Here is a 24,561-nt window from a genome sequence, read left to right as displayed (position 1 = left end):
TTTTTAATCTATCACAGCTCATTATTCGTATTTTTTTATCTGAACAGGTGATTTTAACACCTAAATCGTTACATTTTTCATTTTTTAAGGTAAAAATTACGTATTTATCAATTTAGACCTCCCTCTCATTTTAAAAAAAGTTTTTCATTTGATTAAATTAGCCGAAAAGCAATCACTTGAATTTCTATTATCACCCCAATCCAGAAGAAAACAATACGCTCAGCCAAGAAGAGTCTGCTCATCTGGTCAAAGTTTTTCGAGCTAAATCAGGAGATGAAATTGCAATTATGGATGGTTTAGGCAAAAGCTATCTGGCAAAAATCATGGACCCAAACCCAAGAAAGTGCACTTTTGAGATCATTGAAACTAAAACTGCAGATCCTAAAAACTACGGTGTTCATATTGCTATTGCTCCTACGAAAAACATAGATCGATTGGAATGGTTTGTTGAGAAGTCTTGTGAAATGGGAGTGAATGAGATTTCACTTATTCAAACTCAAAGAAGCGAAAGAAAGAAAGTGAAATTAGACCGGCTCGAAAAAAAGGCAATAAGCGCCATGAAACAATCTAAAAACTTTTGGAAATGCAAAATCAACGAATTGATCAAAGTTGACCAATTCATTGAAAGCCATAAAAACATTGAAAACAAGTTTGTTGCTTATGTAGAGACTGGATCGGAAGACTTACTACAAAAAAAAATAAAGCCCAACTCGAACGCTTTGATTTTAATAGGACCTGAAGGCGATTTTACTCCAGCAGAAGTTGATCACTTGAAATCATCCAATTTTGAATTAGTTTCACTTGGAGATCATGTCTTGCGCACAGAGACCGCAGGCATTGCAGCTGTGCATACGGTTAACCTTGTGAATCAAGGTCTTTAGAATATTTTGATGGCAGCGTTCGCTACTTCATTTTTCAGCTGACGTACCCGCATATCGAAATCAATATCTTCATAGTCAATATCATCATAGGACACCGAAGATAAAAATTCCACCAACTTGGCCGGATGAGTAGTCGACTGCCCTTTTTCATTGACGTATCTTAGCTTCGTCCAAAGCATGGTCTTTAACTCAGTTTCTTCGTCATTTGTCATGAAGTATTCCACTACCATGGTATTGTGGTTATGCCAAATGATTCTTGAAAATATTTTCACCCATTCCCCCATGCCAGCCGGTCGGATATAAGCTATTTGATGATTGTACACCACCCATATCGCATCAAACGCCTTATATATCTCAGACATTTGCATGCCATAGAGTTTAGGAACTTTATCTTCTCTCGCATTAAAGAAGTAGTCAAAGTATTTGGCGTTGTTCAAGTGTTTTAGCGGATCACAGTCTTGAAATCGAATAACGGATCTTGATTTAGTAGTTTTTTGATATTTCTTTGAAGGGTCAAACTCAAACATGCTCTAAATATCTTTCGGTAATGATTTGTTTATGATGGGCTACATGCCCTGCAATGATATAAATAATTGCTCTAACAGAAACATCAGTTCCATTGGCATTACCCATTCGTTCGGTGGCTTGTATGGTGAAATTGGAAATCATTTGGATGTGACCTTCTCTAAGCGTCTCAAATTCTTTCAGCAAGTCTTCCATTGAATTTTTAGAATCGTCAGCCATCTCCACATACAAATGATCATCAAACCCAGGTAATTTTGCTTTTTCGCCTCTAGCGATTGACATGGCTCGATAGCCAAACATCCGTTCAGCATCAATCATGTGCCTCAATACTTGTTTGATTGTCCACTTCCCTTCCGCATAAGCATAATTATGCCTATCGCCAGGAATGACTTTAAAAAATTTAAGGAATTCGTCTTTCTGTTTGATGATCATTTCCAGCACATCATGATCTCCTACCTGGCCAACATAGCCTGCAAAGAATTTATGATACTCGCTAGTATTAGGTTTTGATATTCGCTTCATTCGCTTTGCAATGTAAATCCGTTTAAAAACGTAAAAATCTTAGTAACGCTATATGGCTTTAGCTCACCATCTTTGTACGAAGCCTCTGTTAGTAATTGTTTCAAGACATCTATTTGATCCTCGTTTACTAATATAGTTTCTTGACCGTTCTTTAGTACAAATAATGGTGTCTTTACTTTCTTCTTCTCTAATACAACAAATTCATTGTTGATGTACCAACTACCTTTTTCCTTGATTGAACTTGCCTGAAACCCAGTGTTCTTTCTCTTGAACTTGAAATTCTCAGAAAAAACAATCTGACTCTGCCCCATAAGATCAGAGGTTGACCATTGTGTATCATATAGCTCAGCCTCTGAAATAAATGATTTGTTTTCTGACAAGAAAGTCTCAAGATAGTCTGCCACCTTTTGCTCCATAGTCTGTGCTTGCATAGCTTGACTACCTAGCAATATTCCAAGAGAAAACACTAAATACTTCATAGCTTATTCTTGAAACCAACCAGCATATTTTACATAGTTATCGGCAGTACGTTCTATCATACCCAACCCTTTTTCACCTATGTCTTTCACTTTTCTGGCAGGGTTGCCAACATAAACAGAGTTAGGCTCAATAATGGTATTTTCCAAAACAATGGCGCCAGCTCCAATAATAGAGCCACTTTGTACTACTACATGATCCATGACGATGGCACCCATCCCTATCAACACATTATCCTCTAATGTACATCCATGAACTATGGCATTGTGACCGATGGAAACTCTATTACCAATAACCGTTGCGGCTTTTTGGTAGGTACAATGAATAATAGCACCGTCTTGAATATTGGTATAGTTACCAATGGTAATGGAGTTCACATCTCCTCGAACCACTGCATTGTACCATACGGTGCAGTGATGCCCCATGGTCACATCACCAATTATAGCAGCTGTCTCGGCAAACCAACAATCACTTCCATATTTTGGCTCTACGCCATTCAGTTTTCTGATCAAACTCATTTCTAGATTTGTTTCTAACAAATCTATCCGTTTGAGTTTTGCCATGCAAGTATCGCTGAGTCACTCACTACAATTCCATCAGCCAATTTCTGATCTGAAATTGGTTCGTCATATTTATTGTTAATAGGCAATACACCAGCCCAAACATCCAAATTATAATCTTCTGCTTCATCTACAGGGTCGCCAGTTCTAATTTTGGCGGATGCGGCATCGATCTTAAATTTCAAAACAGAAGTAATATCCAACTCTTTCTGACTAGGTTCACGACATTCGTTCCATCTGCCTTTCAGTATGTTTTCAGTAATTACGAACAAACCATGGTTTTTATCTTCGTTGGACTCTACTTCCTCGGCAGTACCAAACAGCACTACAGATCTATAGTTCGCAGAATGATGAAATGCAGAACGAGCCAATACTAAACCGTCCAAATGAGTAACAGCCATGCATACTGGAATACCTTCTTTAATCGCCTTCATTGTTCTACTCTTCACCGAGCCATGAACATAAATGGTTTCTCCATCTCGACCGTAAGCCGTTGGAATAATGAAGGGTTCGTCATTCATCACAAAACTTATATGACAAATGCATCCTGCATCCAGGATATTAAAAACCTGTTCTTTATCGTAAGTCGCTCTTTTCGCTCCGCGAACTACTTTGTTTTTAGCTGTCTTTTCAAATTGTTCCATTTCATTAAATTTTAATCACATTTCAAAAATATGATACAAGTGGATTATCATTGTAGTCCATTTTTAACAAAACAAAGGGTCCAGTTATGCTTCCGTGGAAATCCATTATCACAATCAATCGAAAAGAAAATAGACCGGTTTATCTCCAAGTATCAGATGCTGTGATTAGTGAAATTATGAAGGGCAGGATTCAAAAAGGACTAAGAATGCCTGGAAGCAGGACTTTAGCCAATGAACTCAATATAAACCGTAAAACTGTACTACAAGCCTATGATGAACTCATGGCACAAGGTTGGATGGAGATTATTCCCACCAAAGGCACATTTATCAAGCAGTCTCTTCCTGAAATAAAACAACAACCTCTTGGGCAGTTAATTGAAAAAAAGGCAATAGAAGTGTCAAACTCATCGAAATATGACATGCCTCGCGGAGAACACGTGATAGATGATGGCACGCCAGACTATCGATTAGCCCCCATTGATCTATTGCTAAAAACTGCTCGTTCAGTATCCAAAGGTGTAGTAGGCAAATCTGTACTTTTAGGCAATCATTTTTTCGGTGAAATCACATTAAGAAAGAATCTCTCCAACTACCTCTCCTCTACCAGAGCCATCAATGGTTCGCCCGAAAACATTCTAATTACTAGAGGCAGTCAAATGGCTATCTATCTTGCTTTTACCACTTTGTTGTCCAAAGGAGACCAAGTGATAGTTGGAGAATTAAACTATCATTCTGCAGATCGTGCCATTAAATCGGCTGGTGGTCAACTAATAAAAGTTCCCGTAACTACCGAGGGCCTGGATTTAAGTGCAGTAGAAAAAGAAGTTAAAAGAGGTAAAATTAGAGCGATGTATATCACTCCACATCACCAATATCCTACCACGGTAACCATGCCAGTAGAAAACCGGATGCGATTGCTTGAGCTTGCCGAAAAATATGATTTCTATATTATTGAAGATGATTACGATTATGACTACCATTATAATCGATCCCCCATTTTGCCATTAGCAAGCATAGATCAAAGTGGAAGAGTCATTTATATTGGTTCATTTAGCAAAATTCTAGTTCCTTCGATTCGTATTGGATACATGTTTGCCAATGAAACAATAACCAAAAAATGTGGAGAACTAAGAATGATCATTGACAAACTGGGCGATCCGATTATGGAAAGGGCTTTGGCTGAAATGCTAGCCAATAATGAAATAGATCGATTCTTAAAAAAAGCTGTTAACACCTATAAAGAAAGGCGAGATCTATTTTGTCAAAAACTAAAAGAAGGGCTTAAAAACGAAATTACTTTCAACAAACCTATCGGAGGAATGGCCGTTTGGGTCACATTCAAAAATGTAAAAATCAAAGAGTTAATCGAAACAGCCGCAAAGCACCAATTAACCTTAAAAATTGATGTATATGAACACACCGAAAGAGCTTGCAGGTTTGGCTTCGCATCTATGACACTCGAAGAAATTGAATCAAACACTGCATTAATGGTAAAGACTATTAAAACAATTCTGGGACGATAAAGCGTCCAACTCGAATAATTTGTTTGGTTATTCTCATCAAACACTGATAGTTTAAATATCTTGTGATATATTTAGAATTGCAACTGCCCTTTCTAATCAGCTAACTATGGATCCTATCATGATGAAAAGGTTATTGAATGCGCGTAGAGCAAAGAAAATGGAGTAAGAATCTTGGTTGGGAAATATTGTCCGACCATAAATTAGGAACCAAATCTCAATTGGTTTTCGTCTTTGGATCTACCGAGTTGGTTCAAGACCAGAAGCTATTTGACGAGGTTCGAGATATCTATCCAAATGCAGAAATCGTAGTGAGCTCAGGGTCAGGAGAAATAATGAACGGCCTGGTTTCGCAGCACACCCTGAATGTAACAGCGATTGAATTTGAAAATACTACAATTAAAACCCTTGAGATAAACCTCGATGACGTAAAGGATAGCTTTGATGTCGGCGCCCATATTTCTGCTCATATTGACAAAGATGGTCTTTCCAACCTCATGATTTTTTCAAATGGCAATCAAATCAACGGATCTCACTTGCTCACCGGACTTCAGTTTAACTTATCTGAAGCGGTACCTATTACTGGAGGACTGGCAGGAGCCTATGACCCCTTCTCTTCTACTTATACCGGACTTAATAATATTGGCACAGAGGGTAAAGTTATTGGTATTGGTTTTTATGGAGATAAATTAAAAATTGGTCATGCATCGAAGGCCGGGTGGACACCTTTTGGTCCAGAAAGATTTATCACAAAGTCTACCAACAACATTCTATTTGAGTTAAACGATGAGCCTATTCTCGATTTTTATAAAAAATATTTGGAAGGTCTTTTCGAAGATATGGTCGAGGCCATCAGAATCTATCCGCTTGGAATCAAAACTGAAAATGGAGAAGAGCGCTTACTACGAGCTTTTCTTGACTATAACCAAGAAAACGGAGGGGCCCTTTTTGCCGGTGATATGCCTGAGGGGGCCAAAGTGAGGATGATGCGTTCTAATGTCAATTCCTTAATCGACGCCGCTAGTGAGGCTGCTACTGCCAGTATGCAACCATTTGAAATCACAAACCCAGACTTGGCTATTTGCGTGAGTTGTGTAGGTCGTCAATTTGTACTCCAGGATTGGACAGGAGAAGAAGTAGAGGGAATGACTGCTGCATTCGGGGACAACATTCCAACTGCAGGTTTTTATTCTTATGGTGAGATTGCCCCACAAGGGCCGAATAAGAAAAGTGCGCTTCATAATCATACTATGACCATTACCACTTTTAAAGAACTCGTATGAAGTCAGAGTATAATAAAATATTGAACCGGCAGATTAAGAAATTTTCGAATGGAAAGGGTATTCCCGAAGACCTGGCTCCACTATTCGGAAGTATCAGTGAATTCTACGATAATTTTGAAAGAGATCAAAAGCTTGTTGAAAGGGTAATGGATTTGAGTTCGGATGAATTGATGGATTCAAATCTGGAGCTCAAAAAGCTCAATGAAGAAATGGATCGTTTTGTATACAGTACGTCTCATGATTTGCGAGCCCCACTCCTTTCGATTCTAGGATTACTGAATATCATAGAAAGTGAAAATACACAATATGATATCAAGGGATATCTAAAACTTCTAAGGGACAGTACCGTGAAGTTGGATAGATTCATTAGCGACATTATTGACTATTCCAGAAATACCCGATTGGAGATCAACTGTGTAGAAGTGGATTTTGCCGCAGTCATAGATGAGAGTTTCAAGCACCTCAATTACATGCCTGGTTGTTCAACTCTACTCAAACTGATCAATATTGACGACCACACCAAATTATACAGCGACGACAGAAGGCTTTCAATCATTTTCAACAACTTAATATCAAATGCTATCAAATATCAAAAACCCGATATAGAAGATAGCTTTGTCAATATTGAAGCTGAAATTACCGCTTCAGAACTCAAAGTAGAAATTGAGGATAATGGCGTTGGAATTGAAGAAAAATACCTTGATCACATTTTCGATATGTTTTATCGTGCCTCTCCAGAAGCCAAGGGCTCTGGATTAGGCTTATACATTGTGCAAGAAACGCTAGAAAAACTTCAAGGAAATATTGAGGTAGAATCTACCTACGGTGAGGGAACCAAGTTTACGGTAACGATCCCGAATATGATATTAGGCGCTTAGCATGAGGATTCTGATTTACATATGGCTAATTTTCGTATTATCCATGTCAAGTCAGGCGCAAAATACACCTCCCAATGATCTTACCCCGTACTTCAATGCCATCATCGTTAGCAACATGGATTCGTCTTTGGTCTGGTATCAGCAAACTTTAGGATATGAAGTACTGAACAGTAAGCAATTCCCGGAAATGGGCTTCAAACAAGCCAATCTTAAAAAAGGAAATGCTAGTCTCGAACTGATTGAACTCAATTCCGCCATTGACCCGAAAGAGCTTATTCTTAATTACGATAGTAAAACAAAAGTGTTAGGCCTATTCAAGCTTGGATTTCAAGTTGATGATTTTGATCTATGGATTGCATTTCTAAAATTGAAACAAGTATCATTCAATGGTGGTGTAGTTAAAGACGAAACCACTGGAAAGCGAATAGTCATTATATTGGATCCAGACAGCAATCGTATACAATTATTTGAAAGATAGTTAAACCCTACAGCCTATGCTACCCAACAAAACTTATTTTGTATCAAAAGTATTCTTAAACTTGATTCTGTTTTCTATTTTTTTAAACACAACTGGTTTTACTCAAAACATATCAGACAGCCTTACCTTCATTCACGCTCAATCAGATCAAAAAGTACTCCTCACCCAAGGCATGCTTTTGGAAATTAAAACGAATGACAATCAAAAACTAGTGGGTGAATTCAATGGAGGATCTAGCACAGAGTTTTATCTGAAACAAAAAAACAATAACCAAAAGTTAGCCCTATCAGCTATTAAGAAAATCACAGCATACAAAGAAGGAAGTAAAGACCCCATCACAGGGACTGTTCGGTTTGTCGTAAGTGCTTCAAGTGCTACATCATTGATTCTAGGCGCAGGTGCAATGGCTGGAGGTATCGCTACAGTTAGCAACAATAAGGCACTTGGCATAGGCCTCATCGGCGTCAGTATTCCGTTGATCTACTATGGGATCAAACTTCATTTTATGCTTAAAAATGCTGATCGAGATGTTATAAAAATGAATAAGGGTTGGACAGTTGCCAGTTCCAATCAGAAATAAAATTAAAGCGAACATCACTCCTCCTTTATTGGGATAAATTTCTTTTATCATTTCATATAGAATGAGCTAGTTTTCTAATAATGAAAACGATATCACGAAATTCTATCATCTCGCTCTTTCTGATAACCAGCATTGTCTCTTACTATTACTCTTGTACCCAACTAGAAGAACAACAATTAGACACGCCATCCTCCTACCCTAATCCTAGCCTGAAGGCACAACCCAATATTTTATGGATAGTGGCTGAGGATTTAAGCTCATATATTCCTGCCTTTGGCGACAGTACAGTAGTTACACCGAACCTAGATAAGTTAGCAAAATCGGGTGTATGCTACGACAACTTCTACTCACCGCACCCAGTATGCGCACCTGCCAGAGCTTCGATCATCACTGGTATGTATGCCAATAGCATTGGTGCCAGCCACATGCGTACAGGCCCGTGGTATGCAGGTGCAGCTACTGCTGAAACCATAAGTAAATACAATGAATTGCAGCCAGACGGACTTGAGGCTTATGAAGCTGTTCCGCCGGCTGAAGTGAAAATGTTTACTGAATATCTCAGAGCAGCAGGTTACTACTGTACCAACAACAGCAAGGAAGACTACCAGATGATCAAAACACCTACTGCATGGGATGATTCTAGCAACGAAGCCCATTGGAGAAATAGACCCAAAGACGTCCCTTTCTTTTCTGTCTTCAACCTGATGGTAACACATGAGTCCAAAATCTGGGCAAAAGCCAATGATTCGCTATTGGTGGATGCAAATCTGGAAATACCAATCCCACCCTATTTGCCAGATACCGAAATAGCAAAAAATGATATTCGGAGGATGTACTCCAATATATTAAAAATGGATTCTCAAGTTGGAGAAATATTACATCAGCTTGAATCGGATGGTCTTTTGGATAATACGATCGTTTTCTGGTGCACCGATCATGGCGGACCACTACCCAGACAAAAGCGACTGTTATATGAATCAGGGTTGGAAGTTCCTGCGATCGTCCGATTTCCTAATGAGCAGTTGGCTGGACAGCGAGACGACCGACTGATCAGCTTTGTTGATCTGGCCCCTACAATGCTCTCCATAGCTGGTATTCAACCGCCAAAACATATGCAGGGCCAGGCTTTCCTAGGCAAATATGCACGACAACATGAACCCGAATATCTTTTCGCGGCATCAGATCGATTCGATGAATATACCGATCGCATTCGATCAGTTCGTGACCAGCGATACAAGTACATTCAATACCTCATGCCTGAACAGCCCATGTACGCAGACATTGCTTATCGCAATCAGATGCCCATTATGCAGGAACTGAAAAGACTACAAGCATCTGGAGAGCTTACACCAGAGCAAGCTTTGTGGTTCAGGGACTCCAAACCAACAGAGGAATTGTTTGACCTGGAAAATGACCCCCACGAATTGAATAATCTGGCCGAAGTACCAAAATATGCTGACAAGCTCAAAGAACTTCGTACCGCATGCAACGAGTGGAAAATTGACATTAAGGATACCGGTCTTATTCCAGAAAAGGAGCTCATTGCCCGCTTCAAACCCAATGGCATCCAGCCACAAACGGCTCAACCAGTCATCCAAATAAATGATAGTCTTACCGCGATCACCTGTACTACTGAAGGTGCATCCATAGGATATAAACTGTATCACAAAAGTGAAAACCCGGACCGAATGAGCTGGTCTGTCTACACCAAACCATTTACAATCTCAGAAGAGCAAGAATTACAGGTAATTGCGCATCGAATGGGATACCAGCCCAGCGAAATCGAAGTCTATGCATTGTAGCCGATTTATTAGTCTATCGTACGATTGGCATAAATTATCCGTAGCTTTGCGCCTGCAAATAAATACACCCCTATGAAACGCGTCAAAGCATACAAACAGCTATTCAACGTAGAAGCAGATACTGATCTGAAACAGTTGAAATCTACCTATAGAAATTTGGTAAAAGAATGGCATCCAGACAAGTTTCAAGATGAGGTCAAAAAATCTGAGGCCGAGATCAAAAGCCAGGAAATCATCGACGCGTATCACTTTTTGGTAAGTATAGCTCCCGAAACCAAAGCAGCCAATCTGGATGAATACATCAAAACCACTACAGAATCTGGCATAGCCGATTTCAAGCACAAAGGTTTGCTCCTTGAAGTGTCATTTACTGATGGTACCACTTACGAGTACTTTGGGGTAAATAGAAACTTATATCTCAAGTTCGTGAATGCAGAAAAACAATTCCGTTTCGCCAAAAGAAATATCTTCAACTCCTTCCTTTACAGAAAATCAAAGCGAGATCTAGAGATGGCTTAACAGCCATCATACTTTCCCGTTGTTTTAAGTGTTCTGAAGGATCACTTAAAACCTGAATGATATCTAGTGTCTCTGACACGGCTTTTCTTATGCGATTATCGAAATCTCCAACAAGCCTTTTTGGCCAGCGTAACATTTTGCGCTGGAGTAAAAATAGTGCTCTGGCTCATCAGTTAATCTCGCTTCTACTGGATTGTTGTGAATATAACCCAGTTTCTGATCCATGAACTTATTAGAGACCAATTGCTCTGCGTGATTGTCCTGTCTCCAAAATTGATAATTTTTATTATTACTGTTTTTTCTTCCTGCTGACTCAAAAATCCACAACATCCAATTCTTCCTACTTTCCCCTGTATTTTCTTTAATTGATTTGATGATTTTTGATGATGTAAATTTCTTAAAATCTCTTACAATATCTGATAATGCTTCTCCATCTTCCTTTCTTGATATGATCAAATGAAGGTGGTTAGACATTAATACCCAAGCATGAATGATTAGCCCTTTCTCAGTCTGGCAATATTTCAAACTATCAACCATGATCAGCCGATAATCATCTCTTGTGAACACATCCACCCACTCCACAACTGTGAAAGTCACGAAGTACATGCCAAGCGGATCATTAAATTTATAAGCAGACATATCTCAAATATATGGAGATCTTGCTTCTTGCGCCGTGTCGAAGACACTCGTTTTCATTCCTTACTTTCAAGTCTCCCTTCTGAAGACTTAAAAGAACATGCAACTTTTCCCGACTGAAGATAATCTACAAGGGATCGCCGCGCTGCGCTCGCGATGACGTCGATTTTTCGGGTTTACTTTACCAACTTCCCAATTGCCATTTCAGCCTTTTCAAACCCAAACCCTTTTAAGACATTGGTCAGTTTCGCTTCTATTTCATCATTAGCAGGATTACCAATACTACCCAAGTGCGTATGATTTACTGACTTGTTGAGTGTGCTTCCACCCTCTTCGATGGCTTTGCCCACTTGGATATAGGCATCTCGAAAAGGTACGCCTTCATTTACCAGACGGTTCACTTCTTCCACGCTAAACAAGTCGTTGTACTTCGGGTCGTCAATAATATCTGACTTCACCTCGATGTTTTTCATAGCAAAAGTGCAGACCTCTAGCGTAGATTTCAATTCTGCGAAAGCAGGTAAGAAAGTCTCTTTGATCGTTTGCATATCCCGGTGATATCCAGAGGGCAAATTGGTCGTAATGAGTGTTACTTCGTTGGACAACGACTGCAACTTGTTCATCTTGGCACGGATGAGTTCGAATACATCCGGGTTCTTTTTGTGCGGCATGATGCTCGACCCTGTAGTCATTTCTACCGGAAGCTTCAAGAAGCCAAAGTTCTGCGAGTTGTATAGACAGATATCCATACTCATGCGAGACATCGTAGCGGCGATACTACTCATAGCAAATGCCACAGACTTCTCTACCTTGCCACGGCTCATTTGTGCATATACGACATTGTAGCTCAAATCTTCAAAGCCCAACAACTCAGTGGTCATTTTACGATCCAATGGAAAAGACGAACCATAACCTGCGCCAGAACCTAGCGGATTCTGATTGGCGATCTTATAAGCCGCTAGAAGCAGCTGTAAATCATCCGTTAGACTTTCTGCATACGCGCCAAACCATAGTCCAAAAGACGAAGGCATAGCCACTTGCAAATGTGTATAGCCGGGAATGAGAATGTCTTTGTGCTTTTTACTTAAGCCATTGAGCGTGTGGAACAACTCCTCAACCAACTCTGTGATGATTCTAATCTCCTCACGGATAAACAAACGCAAATCGACTAAAACCTGATCGTTTCTAGAACGTCCACTGTGAATCTTTTTACCGATGTCTCCAAGTTTTCTTGTTAATAGCAACTCTACTTGAGAGTGAACATCTTCAATACCATCTTCAATCACAAACTCACCCGCTTTGATTACATCAAGGATATTCTTCAGTTCTGACAGTAACTGATCCAATTCTGATTTGGTCAGCAGGTCTATACTCTCCAGCATGGTAGCATGTGCCATGGAGCCATACACATCAAAAGGCGCCAATAGTAAATCCAACTCACGATCGCGGCCTACGGTGTAGGTTTCTATTTCTTTCGATACTTCGTTTGTTCCTTTATCCCAGAGTTTCATGTTTTTTTATTCAAGTTCTCCTTTATTTATGTCCGTCATCACGAGCAAAGCGAAGTGATCTTAAAGTTTGATTTCGAATCGAAATTTCAAGATTGCTTCACCCCGTTCTTACGGGATTCGCAATGACGTAATATGAGAGACAGTTACAATTTCAAATCCTTCAACAATGCTATATATCCTTTAATGCCATTCTCTATCTCGTCAATCCCAATATACTCATCTGCTGTATGCGAACGAGCAGAGTCGCCAGGCCCAATCTTGATCGTATCAAACGGCATCAGTGCTTGATCCGACAAAGTCGGCGAACCATATTTCTTCATCCCTAAAGACTCCCCACGCTTCACGATAGGGTGATCTTGCGAAAGACCTGATGAGTTTAAACGAATCGAACGTGGTTTCACATCCACATCCATTAGTTCGTCGATGATTTTTACCGTCTCTGCATTAGTGTAGGCATCCGTCGTGCGTACATCTACTACAAACTTACAGCTATCAGGCACGACATTGTGCTGAGCGCCCGCCTCAATCAATGTCACTGTTTTCTTTATTGGTCCCAAATAGGCGGACTCCTTTTCAAATTGAAAATTCTTCAACTTTTCTATTTCAATCAAAGCTTTGTAGATGGCATTCTCTCCCTCGTCTCTTGCGGCATGTCCACTTACACCTCTGGCTTCACAATCCAAAACTACCAATCCCTTTTCTGCTACAGCCATATCCATAAGTGTAGGCTCGCCAACTATAGCCAAGTCTACTCTTCCCAATTCAGGTAAAATCGAGGCTACACCATTGGCTCCAGATATTTCTTCTTCGGCTGTGGCTGCTATTATTAGGTTGTACGGCAACTGTTCCTGATCTTGATAATGCAAAAAGGCCTGCATCAAACAAACCAACGGACCACCAGCGTCATTACTTCCTAATCCATAAAGCTTTCCATCTATGACCTGCGCTTGGAATGGATCCAGCGTATAAGAAGCAGCTGGCTTTACTGTGTCGATGTGAGAATTGAGTAAAATCGTTGGTTTAGCATCATCCCAATACTTGGACTTCAACCATAGATTGTTTCCTGACCGCTGCGGCGACAATTGTTTTTCTTTAAAATAGGATTCTACAAAATCAGCCACTTCTTCTTCCTCTCTACTGAACGATTGAATTTCGATCATTCCTGAAAGAAGCTCTACAGCATCTTGAGTTTCTGGGTCGTATGTGTCGCTTATTTTTGACATATCAAAGTACCTGAATACTCGTCAGATTGTACGGTGTCGATTGCATCGAAATGACAGATTTTCACCTGCTCCACACCAGCATCAATCGCATCAAATGCATTATCGATTTTAGGTATCATACCATCACTGATGGTACCATTCTTTTTCAACCCATCATAGTCCTTTTTTCCGATCTTCGGAATGACGGTTTTGCTTTCAAAATCACTCAACACACCTGGTTGTTCGAAGCAGTAAACCAAATCCACTTCATGGGTTTCTGACATCCCGGTAGCCAAGGCTGCAGCGATCGTATCTGCATTGGTATTGAGCAATTGCCCTTTGTTATCATGAGTCAATGCACACACCACAGGCGTGACATTTAGATTGATTAATAAATTTAACATATCGCCATTAACTTTCTCAATATCACCAACATAACCATAATCAATTACAAGATTCATTCGCTTATGCGATTTTATCAAGTTTAGGTCTGCGCCAGACAATCCCAAGGCTTGAGTATCAAGCCCTTGCAGTTTCGCTACAATCTTTTTGTTTAACCCTGAGAAGATCATGGTCACCACCTCAATCGCGTCTTTGTCAGTGATCCGACGACCTTCGATCATCTTAGGTTCGATGCCCATTTTTCGTTGCCATTCAGAAGCGATATTTCCACCGCCATGTACCAGGATTTTCTTCCCCTCTATTTTGGTAAATTTCTTCAAGAAACCATCCAGAGCTGCTTCTTCGTTGATGACCTTTCCACCAATCTTTACTACCGTCAGTTTCTCCATTACCCTATTAGTTTTCTAAGTACCAAATTCGCGGATGTCACACGATGTGCCGCTTGCTGCATCACGATAGAATTTTCACTGTCTATCACTTCATCCGACACAATCACATTTCTTCGCACAGGCAGACAATGCATGAATTTCGCATTATTCGTCAAGTTCATTTTCACTTTATCGATCATCCACTTTTTGTCTTGCGACAAAATCTGACCATACTCCTCATACGAAGACCAATTCTTAGCATAAATAAAGTCTGCCCCTTCAAAAGCTTTCTTCTGATCATATTCTAAAGTGGCACCTTGCATAAACTCAGGAGCCAATTCATACCCTTCCGGATGGGTCACCACAAAATCATAATCCATTTGACCAGCCCATTGTGAAAATGAATTGGCTACAGCCTGAGGCAAAGCTTTCGGATGAGGCGCCCAAGAGAGCACTACTTTAGGCTTTTTCACTTGTGCAAACTCTTTGATCGTAATCATATCTGCAAGCGACTGCAATGGGTGCAAAGTAGCTGATTCCATATTGATCACAGGCACTGTACAGTGTTTCACAAACTGATTGAATACCTTTTCTGTATAATCATCTTCTTTATTGCTCAAGGAAGCAAAAGAACGCACGCCCACGGCGTCAAAATAACTACTCAACACGCCAGCCGCTTCTTTGATATGCTCACTGGTATAGCCATTCATTACGGTGCCATCTTCGAATTCCAACTGCCAACCTTCTTGGTTTAGGTTGAAAATGAAGGATTGAATCCCCAAGTTGAATGCTGCTTTTTGCATACTCAATCTTGTCCTCAAACTAGGGTTGAAAAACAGCAAGCAGATAGACTTGCCTGTATATACTTTAGGACCGTAGGTCTCTATTTCTTTTTTAAGTGCCAATGCTTCATCCACCCACCCTTGGGGATCATCCACATCGTTTATTGAGCAAAAGTTCATGATAATATTTCTTTTAGAGCATTCACAAAAGTGTCAGCTTCTTGTTTTCCAATTCCCATCGGGGGTAATAATCGTAAGACATTTGGGCTAGTAGCCGCGCCTGTAAATATTTTATATTCGGTCAGTAATCGGCTTCGTATTTCCTTAACTGGCTCTTCAAACTCCAATCCTAAAAGAAGCCCCTTTCCTCTGATCTCTTTGATGGCATCTATTCCTTCCAATTGCGCTTTGATGTATTCACCCATCTCAGCAGCATTGTGGATTAATCCCTCTTCTTTGATCACATCTAAAACAGCCAATGCAGCTGCACATGCGAGGTGGTTGCCGCCGAAAGTAGTTCCTAGTTGTCCATAAGTAGCTTCAAATCGAGGGGCAATCAATACTCCACCAATAGGAAAGCCATTGCCCATGCCTTTAGCAACGGTCACTAAATCAGGCTGAATACCGGCATATTGGAAGGCGAAGAATTTTCCTGAGCGACCATAGCCTGATTGAATTTCATCCAAAATCAACATGGTCCCCGTCTTCTTACAGAGTTGCTCTAAGGCAATTAAAAACTCATTCGTAGGCTTGTAAATACCTCCTATACCCTGAATACCTTCTATGATGACAGCCGCATACTCTTTAGTTTTCAATGCCTCTTTTACTGAATCCAAGTCATTCAACTCAAACAAATCAATATGATCTGTTGGATTGACCGGCGCCTGAATTTTGGCATTATCAGTTACCGCTACAGCCAATGACGTACGACCGTGAAATCCTTTTTTGAATCCCAATACTTTTTTTCTTCCTGTTTCGAATGAAGCCAGTTTCAATGCGTTCTCATTAGCCTCTGCCCCTGAGTTACACAGAAAGAGACTATAGTCTGGCAAACCTGAAAGTTCTCCCAGCTCTAGTGCTAATTCATCCTGAATGGGAATTTTGATTGAATTAGAGTAGAAACCAATTTGCTGCACCTGTTTAGTGATATTTGAAACATACTTTGGGTGCGAATGACCAATTGATATTACGGCATGCCCACCATACATATCCAAATATTTAGTTCCATGATCATCCCAAACATAGGCACCTTCGGCCTTCACCACATGGATATCAAAAACAGGGTATACTTTATAATTTTCCATGTTTACTTCTCTGAAATGATGTCTGAAATTTTGTCGTAAGATTTCATCAAGCCTTTGATCAAAGCAGAACTCATACCTTCATGTTCCATTTCATTCAGCCCTGAAATGGTGCAACCACGTGGAGTAGTTACCTTATCAATTTCTTCTTCCGGATGACTGTTGGAGTTGAGCAACAAGCTAGCTGCTCCCATACACGCTTGTGTAGCCATGTTTTTAGCCTCTGGCGCATCAAACCCTAATTGTATCGCACCTTGTGTAGTGGCACGTATCAAGCGCATCCAAAAGGCAATACCACTGGCACAAATAACCGTTGCGGCCTGCATCATATTTTCTTCGATCACCAATGACTGGCCTAAGGCATCAAAGATTTGTTGTGCAATCTTCATTTGCTCCTTACCCTGCTCATTAGCACTGAGGCAAGTCATCGACTGTCCCACAGAAATAGCGGTATTCGGCATACTTCGAATCACAGCAATATCCTTTTTGATCACTGCTTCGATATCTGCAATAGCACGTCCAGTAACGGTAGAAATCAATACGTGTCTACCTTCTAATAAAACACCCTTGATTTCATTGAGGACACTATTGATTTGACCAGGCTGAATGGCCAAAATAATGATATCAGATTGCTGAACCGCTTCAATATTGCTCGAAGTGACTTTCACTTTGTTGCTATCGAATTTCTCAGCGAGACCTGTTACATTTCGCTTCGTGAGCGTCAATTGGTCTACATGAAACCCTGTCTGCTCTGCAATACCCTGAGCAATGGAGAATCCCAAGTTTCCCACGCCTATCAATGCAATTTTCATTTTTTAGAATTTAGTAATTAGTAGTTAGACATCAGATCAAAAGCCGCTGCTCTTTAATCTTAAGCCTTCTTTTTGGTCCAGTCCAAACATGAGATTCATGTTTTGAACTGCCTGACCAGATGCACCTTTTATCAGATTATCGATCACAGAGGTGATCAATACCGTATCTCCATGTTTTTCAACATGAATCAAACACTTGTTGGTATTTACCACTTGCTTCATATCTGGTGCTTCGTCCAGCACATGCACAAAAGCTGCTTCCTTATAAAACTCTTTGTACCAACCCACTACTTCTTGCTCACTTGCTTTTACTGTCGTGTAAAGGCTTGCAAAAATCCCTTTGGGGAAATTGCCTCGAACAGGTAAAAACTTGATGTCATGAGCGAAATCATTTTGCAGCTGCTTCACTGACTGATTGATCTCTCCTAAATGCTGATGACTAAATGCTTTGTAGATAGAGACATTATTATTTCTCCAACTAAAGTGTGTGGTACGGCTTGGGTTTTGGCCTGCGCCTGTTGATCCGGTAACTGCATTCACATGCACATCCTCTGTTAACACACCCTGTGCAGCTAGTGGCAATATGCCCAACTGAATCGCTGTAGCAAAACAACCTGGATTTGCTAAATGCTTGGCCGATTTGATGGCTTTCAAGTTCAACTCCGGCAATCCGTAAACAAAATCATTGCCTTTTGCTTCCAACCGGAAATCATTACTTAAGTCAATGATTTTTACATCCGCTGGCACTTTATGACTGTCTAAAAACTCTTGCGTCTTTCCATGACCTGAACAGATGAATATGACATCTACATTCAAATTAAATTCAGAAGAGAAGTCACCTTCCACATCACCTATCAAATCCTTATGCACGCTATGAATTGGTTTCCCAGCGTTACTTGAGCTTTGTACACAAGTGATTTCCACCTTTGGATGATTGGCCAATATTCTCAACAATTCTCCAGCAGTATACCCTGCTCCCCCTACTACTCCTACCTTAATCATGAATTGATCGAATTATAAATTTTTGATTGGTTAGCCAATATTTTGGTAAAGCCTTTAACATCTTCACCAGACCAGCCATTATTCATTTCTCCATACTGACCAAACTCTGATTTCATCAAGTCTTTATCTGAAGTAATTCCCACCACTTCAAAACGATAAGGAGCCAATTTCACCGTCACAGTTCCAGTCACGTTTTGCTGTGTGTTTTCAAGAAACACTTCGATATCACGCATCACTGGGTCTAAGAATTGTCCTTCATGCAGCAACATGCCGTACCAGTTCGCTAATTGTTCTTTCCAATGCTGTTGCCATTTAGTCAACACATGTTTTTCTAACGTGTGGTGTGATTTGAGAATAATCACAGGCGCTGCCGCTTCAAATCCCACTCGACCTTTGATACCAATGATGGTATCACCTACATGTACATCACGTCCGATTCCATATTTTGAGGCCAAATCATTCAATTTGAAAATAGCATCCACCGAATCGAGTTTCTGACCATTCAAGCCAACAAACTCTCCTTTTTCAAATTGAAGTTCAACTACTTCAGATCCATCTTTTTCTACTTGACTTGGGAAAGCACTTTCTGGCAAGCCCAAATTAGAAGTCAAAGTCTCGTCACCTCCTACAGAAGTACCCCAAAGGCCTTTGTTGATCGAGTATTTAGCTTTCTCCCAAGAGATATTCACGCCTTTGGTCGCTAGGTAATCAATCTCCTCTTGACGTGATAATTTGTTATCTCGTATTGGAGTGATGATTTCAATATCTGGACATATGATTTGAAAGATCAAATCAAATCTAACCTGATCATTTCCAGCGCCAGTACTACCATGAGCAATATATTTTGCACCGACAGACTTGGCGTATTTAGCAATTGCTAATGCCTGGAATGCTCTTTCAGCACTTACAGATAATGGGTAAGTATTATTTTTCAATACATTGCCATAAATCAAGTACTTCAAACACTTTTCGTAGAAATTCGAAGTTTCCTCCAGACACTTATGCGAGTCTACTCCATAAGACATCGCTCTCTTTTTGGTTTCCTTTAGTTCTTCTTCTGAAAAACCACCTGTGTTTACTATTACCGTATGGACATCCAGTCCCTGATCTTTAAGATAGAATGCACAATAGGTTGTATCCAAACCGCCACTAAATGCCAATACTACTTTCTTACCACTCATTTCTTCTTATTCAATTTTCGTTTGTTCTTAAAATTTGTCAAGCGCTGGAATCGCTTGGCAATTACACCTTTCGGTTTTTCAGTTTCTTTTACTTGAGATTTCTCATCGAAGAGCATACCAGTACACAGACAATTGGCTCGATTGTTTCGCTCCAAAATATCATGGTTAGGACAGCTCTTACAGCCATTCCAAAAGGCGTCATCTGTGGTCAGTTCTGAGAAGGTGACCGGACGATAACCTAATTCATAGTTGATTTTTAGAACAGCCAAACTAGTCGTGATTCCAAACAATTTGGTACCAGGAAATTTCTCCTGCGACAACTCCAAAATCTTCTTTTTGATTTTTTTGGCCAATCCAATGTTTCGAAATTTTTCACTTACTACTAAGCCAGAATTGGCTACATACTGTTTGTTTTGCCAAGTTTCTATATAACAAAAACCTGCCAACTCGCCGGCGTAGCTTGCGATAACCGCCTGACCTGATTCAATCTTCTTACGGACATATTCAGGTTCTCTTTTTGCGATACCAGTTCCACGTGCTTTAGCAGCAGACTCTATTAGATCACAAATTTCCTGAGCATACTTGATATGCTCTATGGTTGCGTATTGCACATCCACGTTCATAACCAATGAACTTTAATGGTTTAAATAAAATATTTTGAAATAATGTTGGAATTGGGGTTACCGCATAGGTAACCCAGTATTAGCAGACCCCTACGGGCCTGTTGTTCCTCCTTGGAGCAGGAGTAGCAGCGATGAATGCGATATGTACTTGCGTGTTGTTCATCCTTGTGATACAAAGAAAGAGAAAGTATTATTGAAAGCGCAAGCTTTTGTTTCGATTTTTAATAAATCCCTGAATATTTAGAGATCATCCAAAATATTAACCATTTATTGAATGATTTGCAACGGCTACAATTAGATTAACTGATTTTGAAGAAATACTCTCTCCTCTTCGATATCAAAATATTCAGAGAAGACATCTAATTTTTTCACTTGTTCCCTCAGAAATTTTTGATGATTTTCTGACTCAATATTGAAAGGTCGGTGAGCTAATGCCGCCTTAATTTTACCCCACTCTTTAAGTACTTTTTTGGTCTGATCTGAAAAGTAGGTTTGTTGGAATTTTTCCCAGATATATTCTTCGGCCATTTCACTAGGATGGATCATATCTGTCTTATAAAAGCGATAATCACGCAGGTCATCCATCATCATTTCATAAGCTGGAAAATAGCTCACCTGACTATCTTGAGTCAACTCATGACACAGCACTCTTAGCAATGATTTACTTAATTGGTTTTCGACAATTCCATCTTTGATATGTCGCACAGGGCTCACAGTAAACACAAACTGTAGTGAAGGATTTAATTGAATCAATTTTGTTTTCAATTGCTCAAAAGCTCCCTTCATTTCTTCCAGACTTAGCAGTCTCTTGGTAAACTTTTTTTGTGATATTTTATGACAATTAGCCACAACTGAGCCGTTTTCTGCCCATTCATATACATAGGAGGTGCCTAGTGTAATGAAGACAATTTGCGCTTGATTCAAATAATCCGATAGCTCCTTAAGCTTAAGTTTCAGTACGGTCTCCAGTGTTTTTTTATCCCTTCCTGAAAACTGAGAATGAAAGTCCAAATGATACCACAGCCCTCCCACTTCAACGAACTTATCGTCATCTAAGGGATCATTGCTCAGGAGTTTAAAGATGGAGATTGGATTATAAACCGTTCCTAATGGATTAACCAAAACAGGAATCTTACCGCTTTGTAGTTTTGCTCCTATGTTTTCTGAAAAGCACGATCCGATGGTCAACAATTGAGTATCAAAGCCCATCTGAAGATGTGAAGGCTTCGGGTGGAATTCGGTCCGGAAGTTATTTGCGTTGTGAATAACCATAGATCAAAGATAAGGCAATAAAAAAAGCGACACTATCGCTAGCATCGCTTTCTATATCTTGAGCTTATTATAATTACTCAGCTACTACATTGATGTTTACATCGTGCTGAACTTCTTTGTGCAAGTCCAAAGACACTTTGTATTCTCCAACGTTTTTCACTTGTGTATTAAAGCTAATTTTCTTTCTGTCAATTTCGAAACCTTTGGCAGCCAAAGCATCTGAAACTTGCAATGCAGTAATAGCACCGAAAATTTTACCGCTTTCACCAGCTTTAGTTTTGATTTCCAAAACAACTTCCCCTATAGACTTAGCCAAATCTTCAGCATCTTGTCTAAGCTTCTCCGCTTTGTGAGCTGCTTGCCTGATGTTTTCAGCAATCATCTTCTTGTTAGAAACGCTTGCAATGATGGCAAATCCTTGAGGAATCAAATAGTTTCTTCCGTACCCTGGCTTTACATCTACTGTATCGTTCTTATATCCAAGGCCTTTGATATCTTCTTTCAATATAATTTCCATGTCCTTGTCTTATTTAAGTGAATCAGTAACGTAAGGCAACAAAGCAATATGTCTCGCTCTTTTGATCGCTTGAGAAACTTTACCTTGGAATTTCTGGCTAGTACCAGTCAATCTTCTTGGTAAAATCTTACCTTGTTCGTTTACGAATTTCAAAAGGAAGTTGGCGTCTTTGTAATCAATGTACTTGATACCGTTCTTCTTGAACCTACAGTATTTCTTCTTCTGATCGGCTCTATTTATTGGCTCGTTTACTAATGTCATGATTTTGCCTCCTCTTTCTTTTTGTTAAATGCACCGCTCTTTCTCTTCACATTGTAAGCCAATGCATGCTTGTCCAAAGCAGTAGTTAAGAATCTCAAGATTTTCTCGTCTCTTCTGTACTCAGTCTCAAGCGCGTCAACGATTGTCTCTTCTGCTTCAAACTCGAACAATTGATAAAACCCTGTTTTTTTGTGCTGAATCGGATAAGCTAATTTCTTAAGGCCCCAGTTCTCTTCATTGATGATTTTCGCACCATTGTCAACTAGTACCTTCTTAAACTTACCGACAGCATCCTTCATCTGATCATCAGACAAAACGGGAGTTAAAATGAATACCGTCTCGTAATTTTTCATTATGAAATATTTAGTTTAAAAATTTTGAAGTGCAAAAGTAGGTAAATGAGTTGAAAGTGAAAAGCATTAAAGTAAAAAGACTTTTCACTTTTAAACTTTATACTCTCTTACAAATCCCACTTTTCATTCAAATGACTGAAGGCGTGGTGGCCTGTCAGGTCAAACTGGCAAGGAACGATAGAGATGTAGTTATTGGCAATAGCCCATTCATCGTTATCCTCTCCTTTGTCATGATTTACAAAATTACCCACCATCCAATAATAGTCTCTACCGTGCGGATCTCTACGTTTGTCAAACTCCTCCTCCCATCGGGCATTTGCTTGTCGAGCAACTTTGATTCCTTTGATGTTTTCGTTCTGCTTAGGCGGGATATTCACATTCAACGCAATTCCTTCGGGCAAACCATGCTGCAATGCTTCATTAGCAATTTTCAATACAAACTCATCTACATGTGAAAAGTCAGCGTGCCAGCTAAAATCACACAATGAAAATCCAATCGCAGGAGTTCCTTCAATGGCACCTTCTATAGCAGCTGACATCGTGCCGGAATAAAGTACACTAATACTGGTGTTGGAGCCATGATTGATTCCACTAACTACCAAGTCAACCTTCCTGCCTTTTAACACTTCGTGCTTAGCTAATTTGATGCAATCCGCTGGTGTTCCAGAACATTTATAAGCCTGGATATCATCAAAAATATCAGTCTTAGTCAATCTCAAAGTATCACCAACTGTAATCGCATGTCCCATTCCAGACTGAGGCCCATCGGGTGCTACTACTACCACCTCGCCAAGTTGTGACATGAGGTCAACCAACTTTCGTATTCCCTTTGAAGTGATACCATCGTCATTAGATATTAAAATTAGCGGTGCAGACATAAATTTTTATTCTTTCTTTTAGATCAACAAATAAAGCGAAAAAAAAGACCCAATTTCCATTGGGTCCTTAACATTTCTCAAAGCTTATTAAAAATCAACCACCTTTGATGACATAGCCATCTGCGATCAATCTAAACTCATTAAATATTTTCGATGTAGCCACCTTAATATTCTTTCTTGAATCTTTATTATCTCTTGAAAACACACCCGAGGCATATCCTTGCCAAACGGTCTGTTTCTTCTTGCGATCAAAAAACACTACAAGCAAGGTACCATCGTTCATTTCGTAATTACTAACTCTATACTCTTCGCCCTCGACCTCCTCATCTTCGAAAAAATCATCAGATGAATCATTATCTTTCTTTGAACCCTCCAAGGCTTGATCATTATTTACCCAACTCTCAAAGTGAGGTTGATTATAACCTCGCAATGAAAAATCATCGTAAAATATTTTATACATCACCAATAAGTCCGGCTTTTTTGTTTGCTTGAAATATCCTTGCGCTCCCATTCTTGAAGAAATGGTTTTTTCAAGGATTTCACGATGAAAAAGCGTATCATTCTCAGGACTTGTCATGAAGTTATAAGTTCGATACTTCTTGAACTTACCCCCATAACTATAATCAGAATCTGTAATAAAATCTTTTTGTGAGAGGCAGCTCCCTAAGAGGATCATTGTGCCAATTAATAAATAATTTTTGAGTTGTGTTGAATATGCTCTTATCATTGGTTTTTTTGATTTACAATTGAAGCATCACTACAATTACAATAATGATTGAACCCTACAATTT

The 24,561-nt window shown here is 39.7% G+C and carries 29 protein-coding genes; 8 read left to right on the top strand and 21 right to left on the bottom strand.

The genetic code is table 11. The annotated features are described in order from the left end of the window. The first annotated feature begins 176 nt into the window (after window positions 1-176). On the top strand, window positions 177-881 hold the full coding sequence (locus tag R8N23_RS11035) for an RsmE family RNA methyltransferase (protein WP_318171653.1): 705 nt from the start codon (window positions 177-179) through the stop codon (window positions 879-881). Here R8N23_RS11035 and R8N23_RS11030 read toward each other — a convergent pair. Genes R8N23_RS11030 through R8N23_RS11010 form a run of 5 tightly spaced genes read right to left on the bottom strand, consistent with a single transcriptional unit; the run spans window position 878 to window position 3,609 of the window. Next, window positions 878-1,408 carry an acyl-CoA thioesterase gene (locus tag R8N23_RS11030; protein WP_318171652.1) on the bottom strand — a complete coding sequence of 177 codons (531 nt, stop codon included), beginning with the start codon at window positions 1,406-1,408 and terminating at the stop codon, window positions 878-880. The two genes, R8N23_RS11035 and R8N23_RS11030, sit on opposite strands and share 4 nt — an antisense overlap. Further along, window positions 1,401-1,928, bottom strand: a complete 528-nt coding sequence (locus tag R8N23_RS11025; RefSeq protein ID WP_318171651.1) for a DinB family protein — start codon at window positions 1,926-1,928, stop codon at window positions 1,401-1,403. The genes R8N23_RS11030 and R8N23_RS11025 overlap by 8 nt, the downstream gene beginning before the upstream one ends. After that, window positions 1,925-2,407: a hypothetical protein gene (locus tag R8N23_RS11020; protein ID WP_318171650.1), complete on the bottom strand. Its 483-nt coding sequence runs from the start codon at window positions 2,405-2,407 to the stop codon at window positions 1,925-1,927. The genes R8N23_RS11025 and R8N23_RS11020 overlap by 4 nt, the downstream gene beginning before the upstream one ends. 3 nt (window positions 2,408-2,410) lie before the next feature. Next, complete coding sequence (locus R8N23_RS11015; RefSeq protein ID WP_318173572.1) at window positions 2,411-2,923, bottom strand: gamma carbonic anhydrase family protein; 513 nt, start codon at window positions 2,921-2,923, stop codon at window positions 2,411-2,413. Window positions 2,924-2,946: 23 nt separating this feature from the next. Further along, entirely contained in the window at window positions 2,947-3,609 is a 663-nt protein-coding gene (locus tag R8N23_RS11010; protein ID WP_318171649.1) for a pyridoxamine 5'-phosphate oxidase family protein, read from the bottom strand. 86 nt (window positions 3,610-3,695) lie between these two features. On the opposite strand from R8N23_RS11010, the gene R8N23_RS11005 reads away from it, so the two are divergent. From R8N23_RS11005 to R8N23_RS10975, 7 genes are all read left to right on the top strand, one after another. Continuing rightward, the gene (locus tag R8N23_RS11005; RefSeq protein ID WP_318171648.1) at window positions 3,696-5,132 is read left to right on the top strand and encodes a PLP-dependent aminotransferase family protein; all 1,437 of its coding nucleotides are present in this window, start codon (window positions 3,696-3,698) and stop codon (window positions 5,130-5,132) included. Window positions 5,133-5,269: 137 nt separating this feature from the next. Then, window positions 5,270-6,412, top strand: coding sequence for an FIST signal transduction protein (locus R8N23_RS11000; RefSeq protein ID WP_318171647.1), 1,143 nt, complete (start codon window positions 5,270-5,272; stop codon window positions 6,410-6,412). Next, window positions 6,409-7,290: a HAMP domain-containing sensor histidine kinase gene (locus tag R8N23_RS10995; protein WP_318171646.1), complete on the top strand. Its 882-nt coding sequence runs from the start codon at window positions 6,409-6,411 to the stop codon at window positions 7,288-7,290. The genes R8N23_RS11000 and R8N23_RS10995 overlap by 4 nt, the downstream gene beginning before the upstream one ends. 1 nt (window position 7,291) lies before the next feature. Then, window positions 7,292-7,768, top strand: a complete 477-nt coding sequence (locus tag R8N23_RS10990; RefSeq protein WP_318171645.1) for a VOC family protein — start codon at window positions 7,292-7,294, stop codon at window positions 7,766-7,768. A 16-nt stretch (window positions 7,769-7,784) separates the two neighbouring features. Further along, window positions 7,785-8,348, top strand: coding sequence for a hypothetical protein (locus R8N23_RS10985; RefSeq protein ID WP_318171644.1), 564 nt, complete (start codon window positions 7,785-7,787; stop codon window positions 8,346-8,348). Between the two features lie 80 nt (window positions 8,349-8,428). Continuing rightward, window positions 8,429-10,150: a sulfatase-like hydrolase/transferase gene (locus tag R8N23_RS10980; protein ID WP_318171643.1), complete on the top strand. Its 1,722-nt coding sequence runs from the start codon at window positions 8,429-8,431 to the stop codon at window positions 10,148-10,150. Between the two features lie 72 nt (window positions 10,151-10,222). Next, window positions 10,223-10,669 (top strand): J domain-containing protein, encoded by a 447-nt coding sequence (locus R8N23_RS10975; RefSeq protein ID WP_318171642.1) that lies wholly within the window; start codon window positions 10,223-10,225, stop codon window positions 10,667-10,669. 87 nt (window positions 10,670-10,756) lie between these two features. Here R8N23_RS10975 and R8N23_RS10970 read toward each other — a convergent pair whose 3' ends face one another. The 16 genes from R8N23_RS10970 to R8N23_RS10895 all read right to left on the bottom strand — a co-directional run bounded on the left by R8N23_RS10970 (window position 10,757) and on the right by R8N23_RS10895 (window position 24,497). Next, window positions 10,757-11,308 (bottom strand): REP-associated tyrosine transposase, encoded by a 552-nt coding sequence (locus tag R8N23_RS10970; protein WP_318171641.1) that lies wholly within the window; start codon window positions 11,306-11,308, stop codon window positions 10,757-10,759. A 173-nt stretch (window positions 11,309-11,481) separates the two neighbouring features. Continuing rightward, the gene (gene argH, locus R8N23_RS10965) at window positions 11,482-12,816 is read right to left on the bottom strand and encodes an argininosuccinate lyase (RefSeq protein ID WP_318171640.1); all 1,335 of its coding nucleotides are present in this window, start codon (window positions 12,814-12,816) and stop codon (window positions 11,482-11,484) included. Between the two features lie 143 nt (window positions 12,817-12,959). Then, entirely contained in the window at window positions 12,960-14,039 is a 1,080-nt protein-coding gene (locus tag R8N23_RS10960; protein ID WP_318171639.1) for a M20 family metallo-hydrolase, read from the bottom strand. Continuing rightward, a complete protein-coding gene (gene argB, locus R8N23_RS10955) occupies window positions 14,027-14,809 on the bottom strand; it encodes an acetylglutamate kinase (protein ID WP_318171638.1) in 783 nt (260 codons plus the stop codon). The genes R8N23_RS10960 and argB overlap by 13 nt, the downstream gene beginning before the upstream one ends. Continuing rightward, window positions 14,809-15,753 (bottom strand): N-acetylornithine carbamoyltransferase, encoded by a 945-nt coding sequence (locus R8N23_RS10950; RefSeq protein ID WP_412071666.1) that lies wholly within the window; start codon window positions 15,751-15,753, stop codon window positions 14,809-14,811. Before R8N23_RS10950 ends, argB begins: the two co-directional genes overlap by 1 nt. Next, window positions 15,747-16,874 carry an aspartate aminotransferase family protein gene (locus tag R8N23_RS10945; RefSeq protein WP_318171636.1) on the bottom strand — a complete coding sequence of 376 codons (1,128 nt, stop codon included), beginning with the start codon at window positions 16,872-16,874 and terminating at the stop codon, window positions 15,747-15,749. Before R8N23_RS10945 ends, R8N23_RS10950 begins: the two co-directional genes overlap by 7 nt. Window positions 16,875-16,876: 2 nt before the next feature. Continuing rightward, window positions 16,877-17,683 (bottom strand): pyrroline-5-carboxylate reductase, encoded by an 807-nt coding sequence (gene proC / locus R8N23_RS10940; RefSeq protein WP_318171635.1) that lies wholly within the window; start codon window positions 17,681-17,683, stop codon window positions 16,877-16,879. A gap of 36 nt (window positions 17,684-17,719) precedes the next feature. Beyond that, window positions 17,720-18,685 (bottom strand): N-acetyl-gamma-glutamyl-phosphate reductase, encoded by a 966-nt coding sequence (gene argC, locus R8N23_RS10935; protein ID WP_318171634.1) that lies wholly within the window; start codon window positions 18,683-18,685, stop codon window positions 17,720-17,722. Further along, window positions 18,682-19,866, bottom strand: coding sequence for an argininosuccinate synthase (argG, locus tag R8N23_RS10930; RefSeq protein ID WP_318171633.1), 1,185 nt, complete (start codon window positions 19,864-19,866; stop codon window positions 18,682-18,684). The genes argC and argG overlap by 4 nt, the downstream gene beginning before the upstream one ends. Beyond that, the gene (locus R8N23_RS10925; protein WP_318171632.1) at window positions 19,863-20,489 is read right to left on the bottom strand and encodes a GNAT family N-acetyltransferase; all 627 of its coding nucleotides are present in this window, start codon (window positions 20,487-20,489) and stop codon (window positions 19,863-19,865) included. The genes argG and R8N23_RS10925 overlap by 4 nt, the downstream gene beginning before the upstream one ends. A 294-nt stretch (window positions 20,490-20,783) precedes the next feature. Next, window positions 20,784-21,761 carry a GSCFA domain-containing protein gene (locus R8N23_RS10920; protein ID WP_318171631.1) on the bottom strand — a complete coding sequence of 326 codons (978 nt, stop codon included), beginning with the start codon at window positions 21,759-21,761 and terminating at the stop codon, window positions 20,784-20,786. A 73-nt stretch (window positions 21,762-21,834) separates the two neighbouring features. After that, a complete protein-coding gene (gene rplI / locus R8N23_RS10915) occupies window positions 21,835-22,278 on the bottom strand; it encodes a 50S ribosomal protein L9 (protein WP_318171630.1) in 444 nt (147 codons plus the stop codon). A gap of 9 nt (window positions 22,279-22,287) precedes the next feature. Beyond that, complete coding sequence (gene rpsR, locus R8N23_RS10910; protein WP_263050496.1) at window positions 22,288-22,539, bottom strand: 30S ribosomal protein S18; 252 nt, start codon at window positions 22,537-22,539, stop codon at window positions 22,288-22,290. Next, window positions 22,536-22,892: a 30S ribosomal protein S6 gene (gene rpsF, locus R8N23_RS10905; RefSeq protein WP_084370701.1), complete on the bottom strand. Its 357-nt coding sequence runs from the start codon at window positions 22,890-22,892 to the stop codon at window positions 22,536-22,538. The genes rpsR and rpsF overlap by 4 nt, the downstream gene beginning before the upstream one ends. A 107-nt stretch (window positions 22,893-22,999) precedes the next feature. Then, window positions 23,000-23,770 (bottom strand): 5'/3'-nucleotidase SurE, encoded by a 771-nt coding sequence (surE, locus tag R8N23_RS10900; RefSeq protein WP_318171629.1) that lies wholly within the window; start codon window positions 23,768-23,770, stop codon window positions 23,000-23,002. A gap of 94 nt (window positions 23,771-23,864) precedes the next feature. Then, on the bottom strand, window positions 23,865-24,497 hold the full coding sequence (locus R8N23_RS10895; protein WP_318171628.1) for a DUF4136 domain-containing protein: 633 nt from the start codon (window positions 24,495-24,497) through the stop codon (window positions 23,865-23,867). Window positions 24,498-24,561 lie beyond the last annotated feature (64 nt).

It is taken from the genome of Reichenbachiella sp. (assembly GCF_033344935.1).
Classification (GTDB): Bacteria; Bacteroidota; Bacteroidia; order Cytophagales; family Cyclobacteriaceae; genus Reichenbachiella.
Note: the sequence above shows the minus strand (reverse complement) of the source record. Positions and strands in the feature narration are given on the sequence as shown.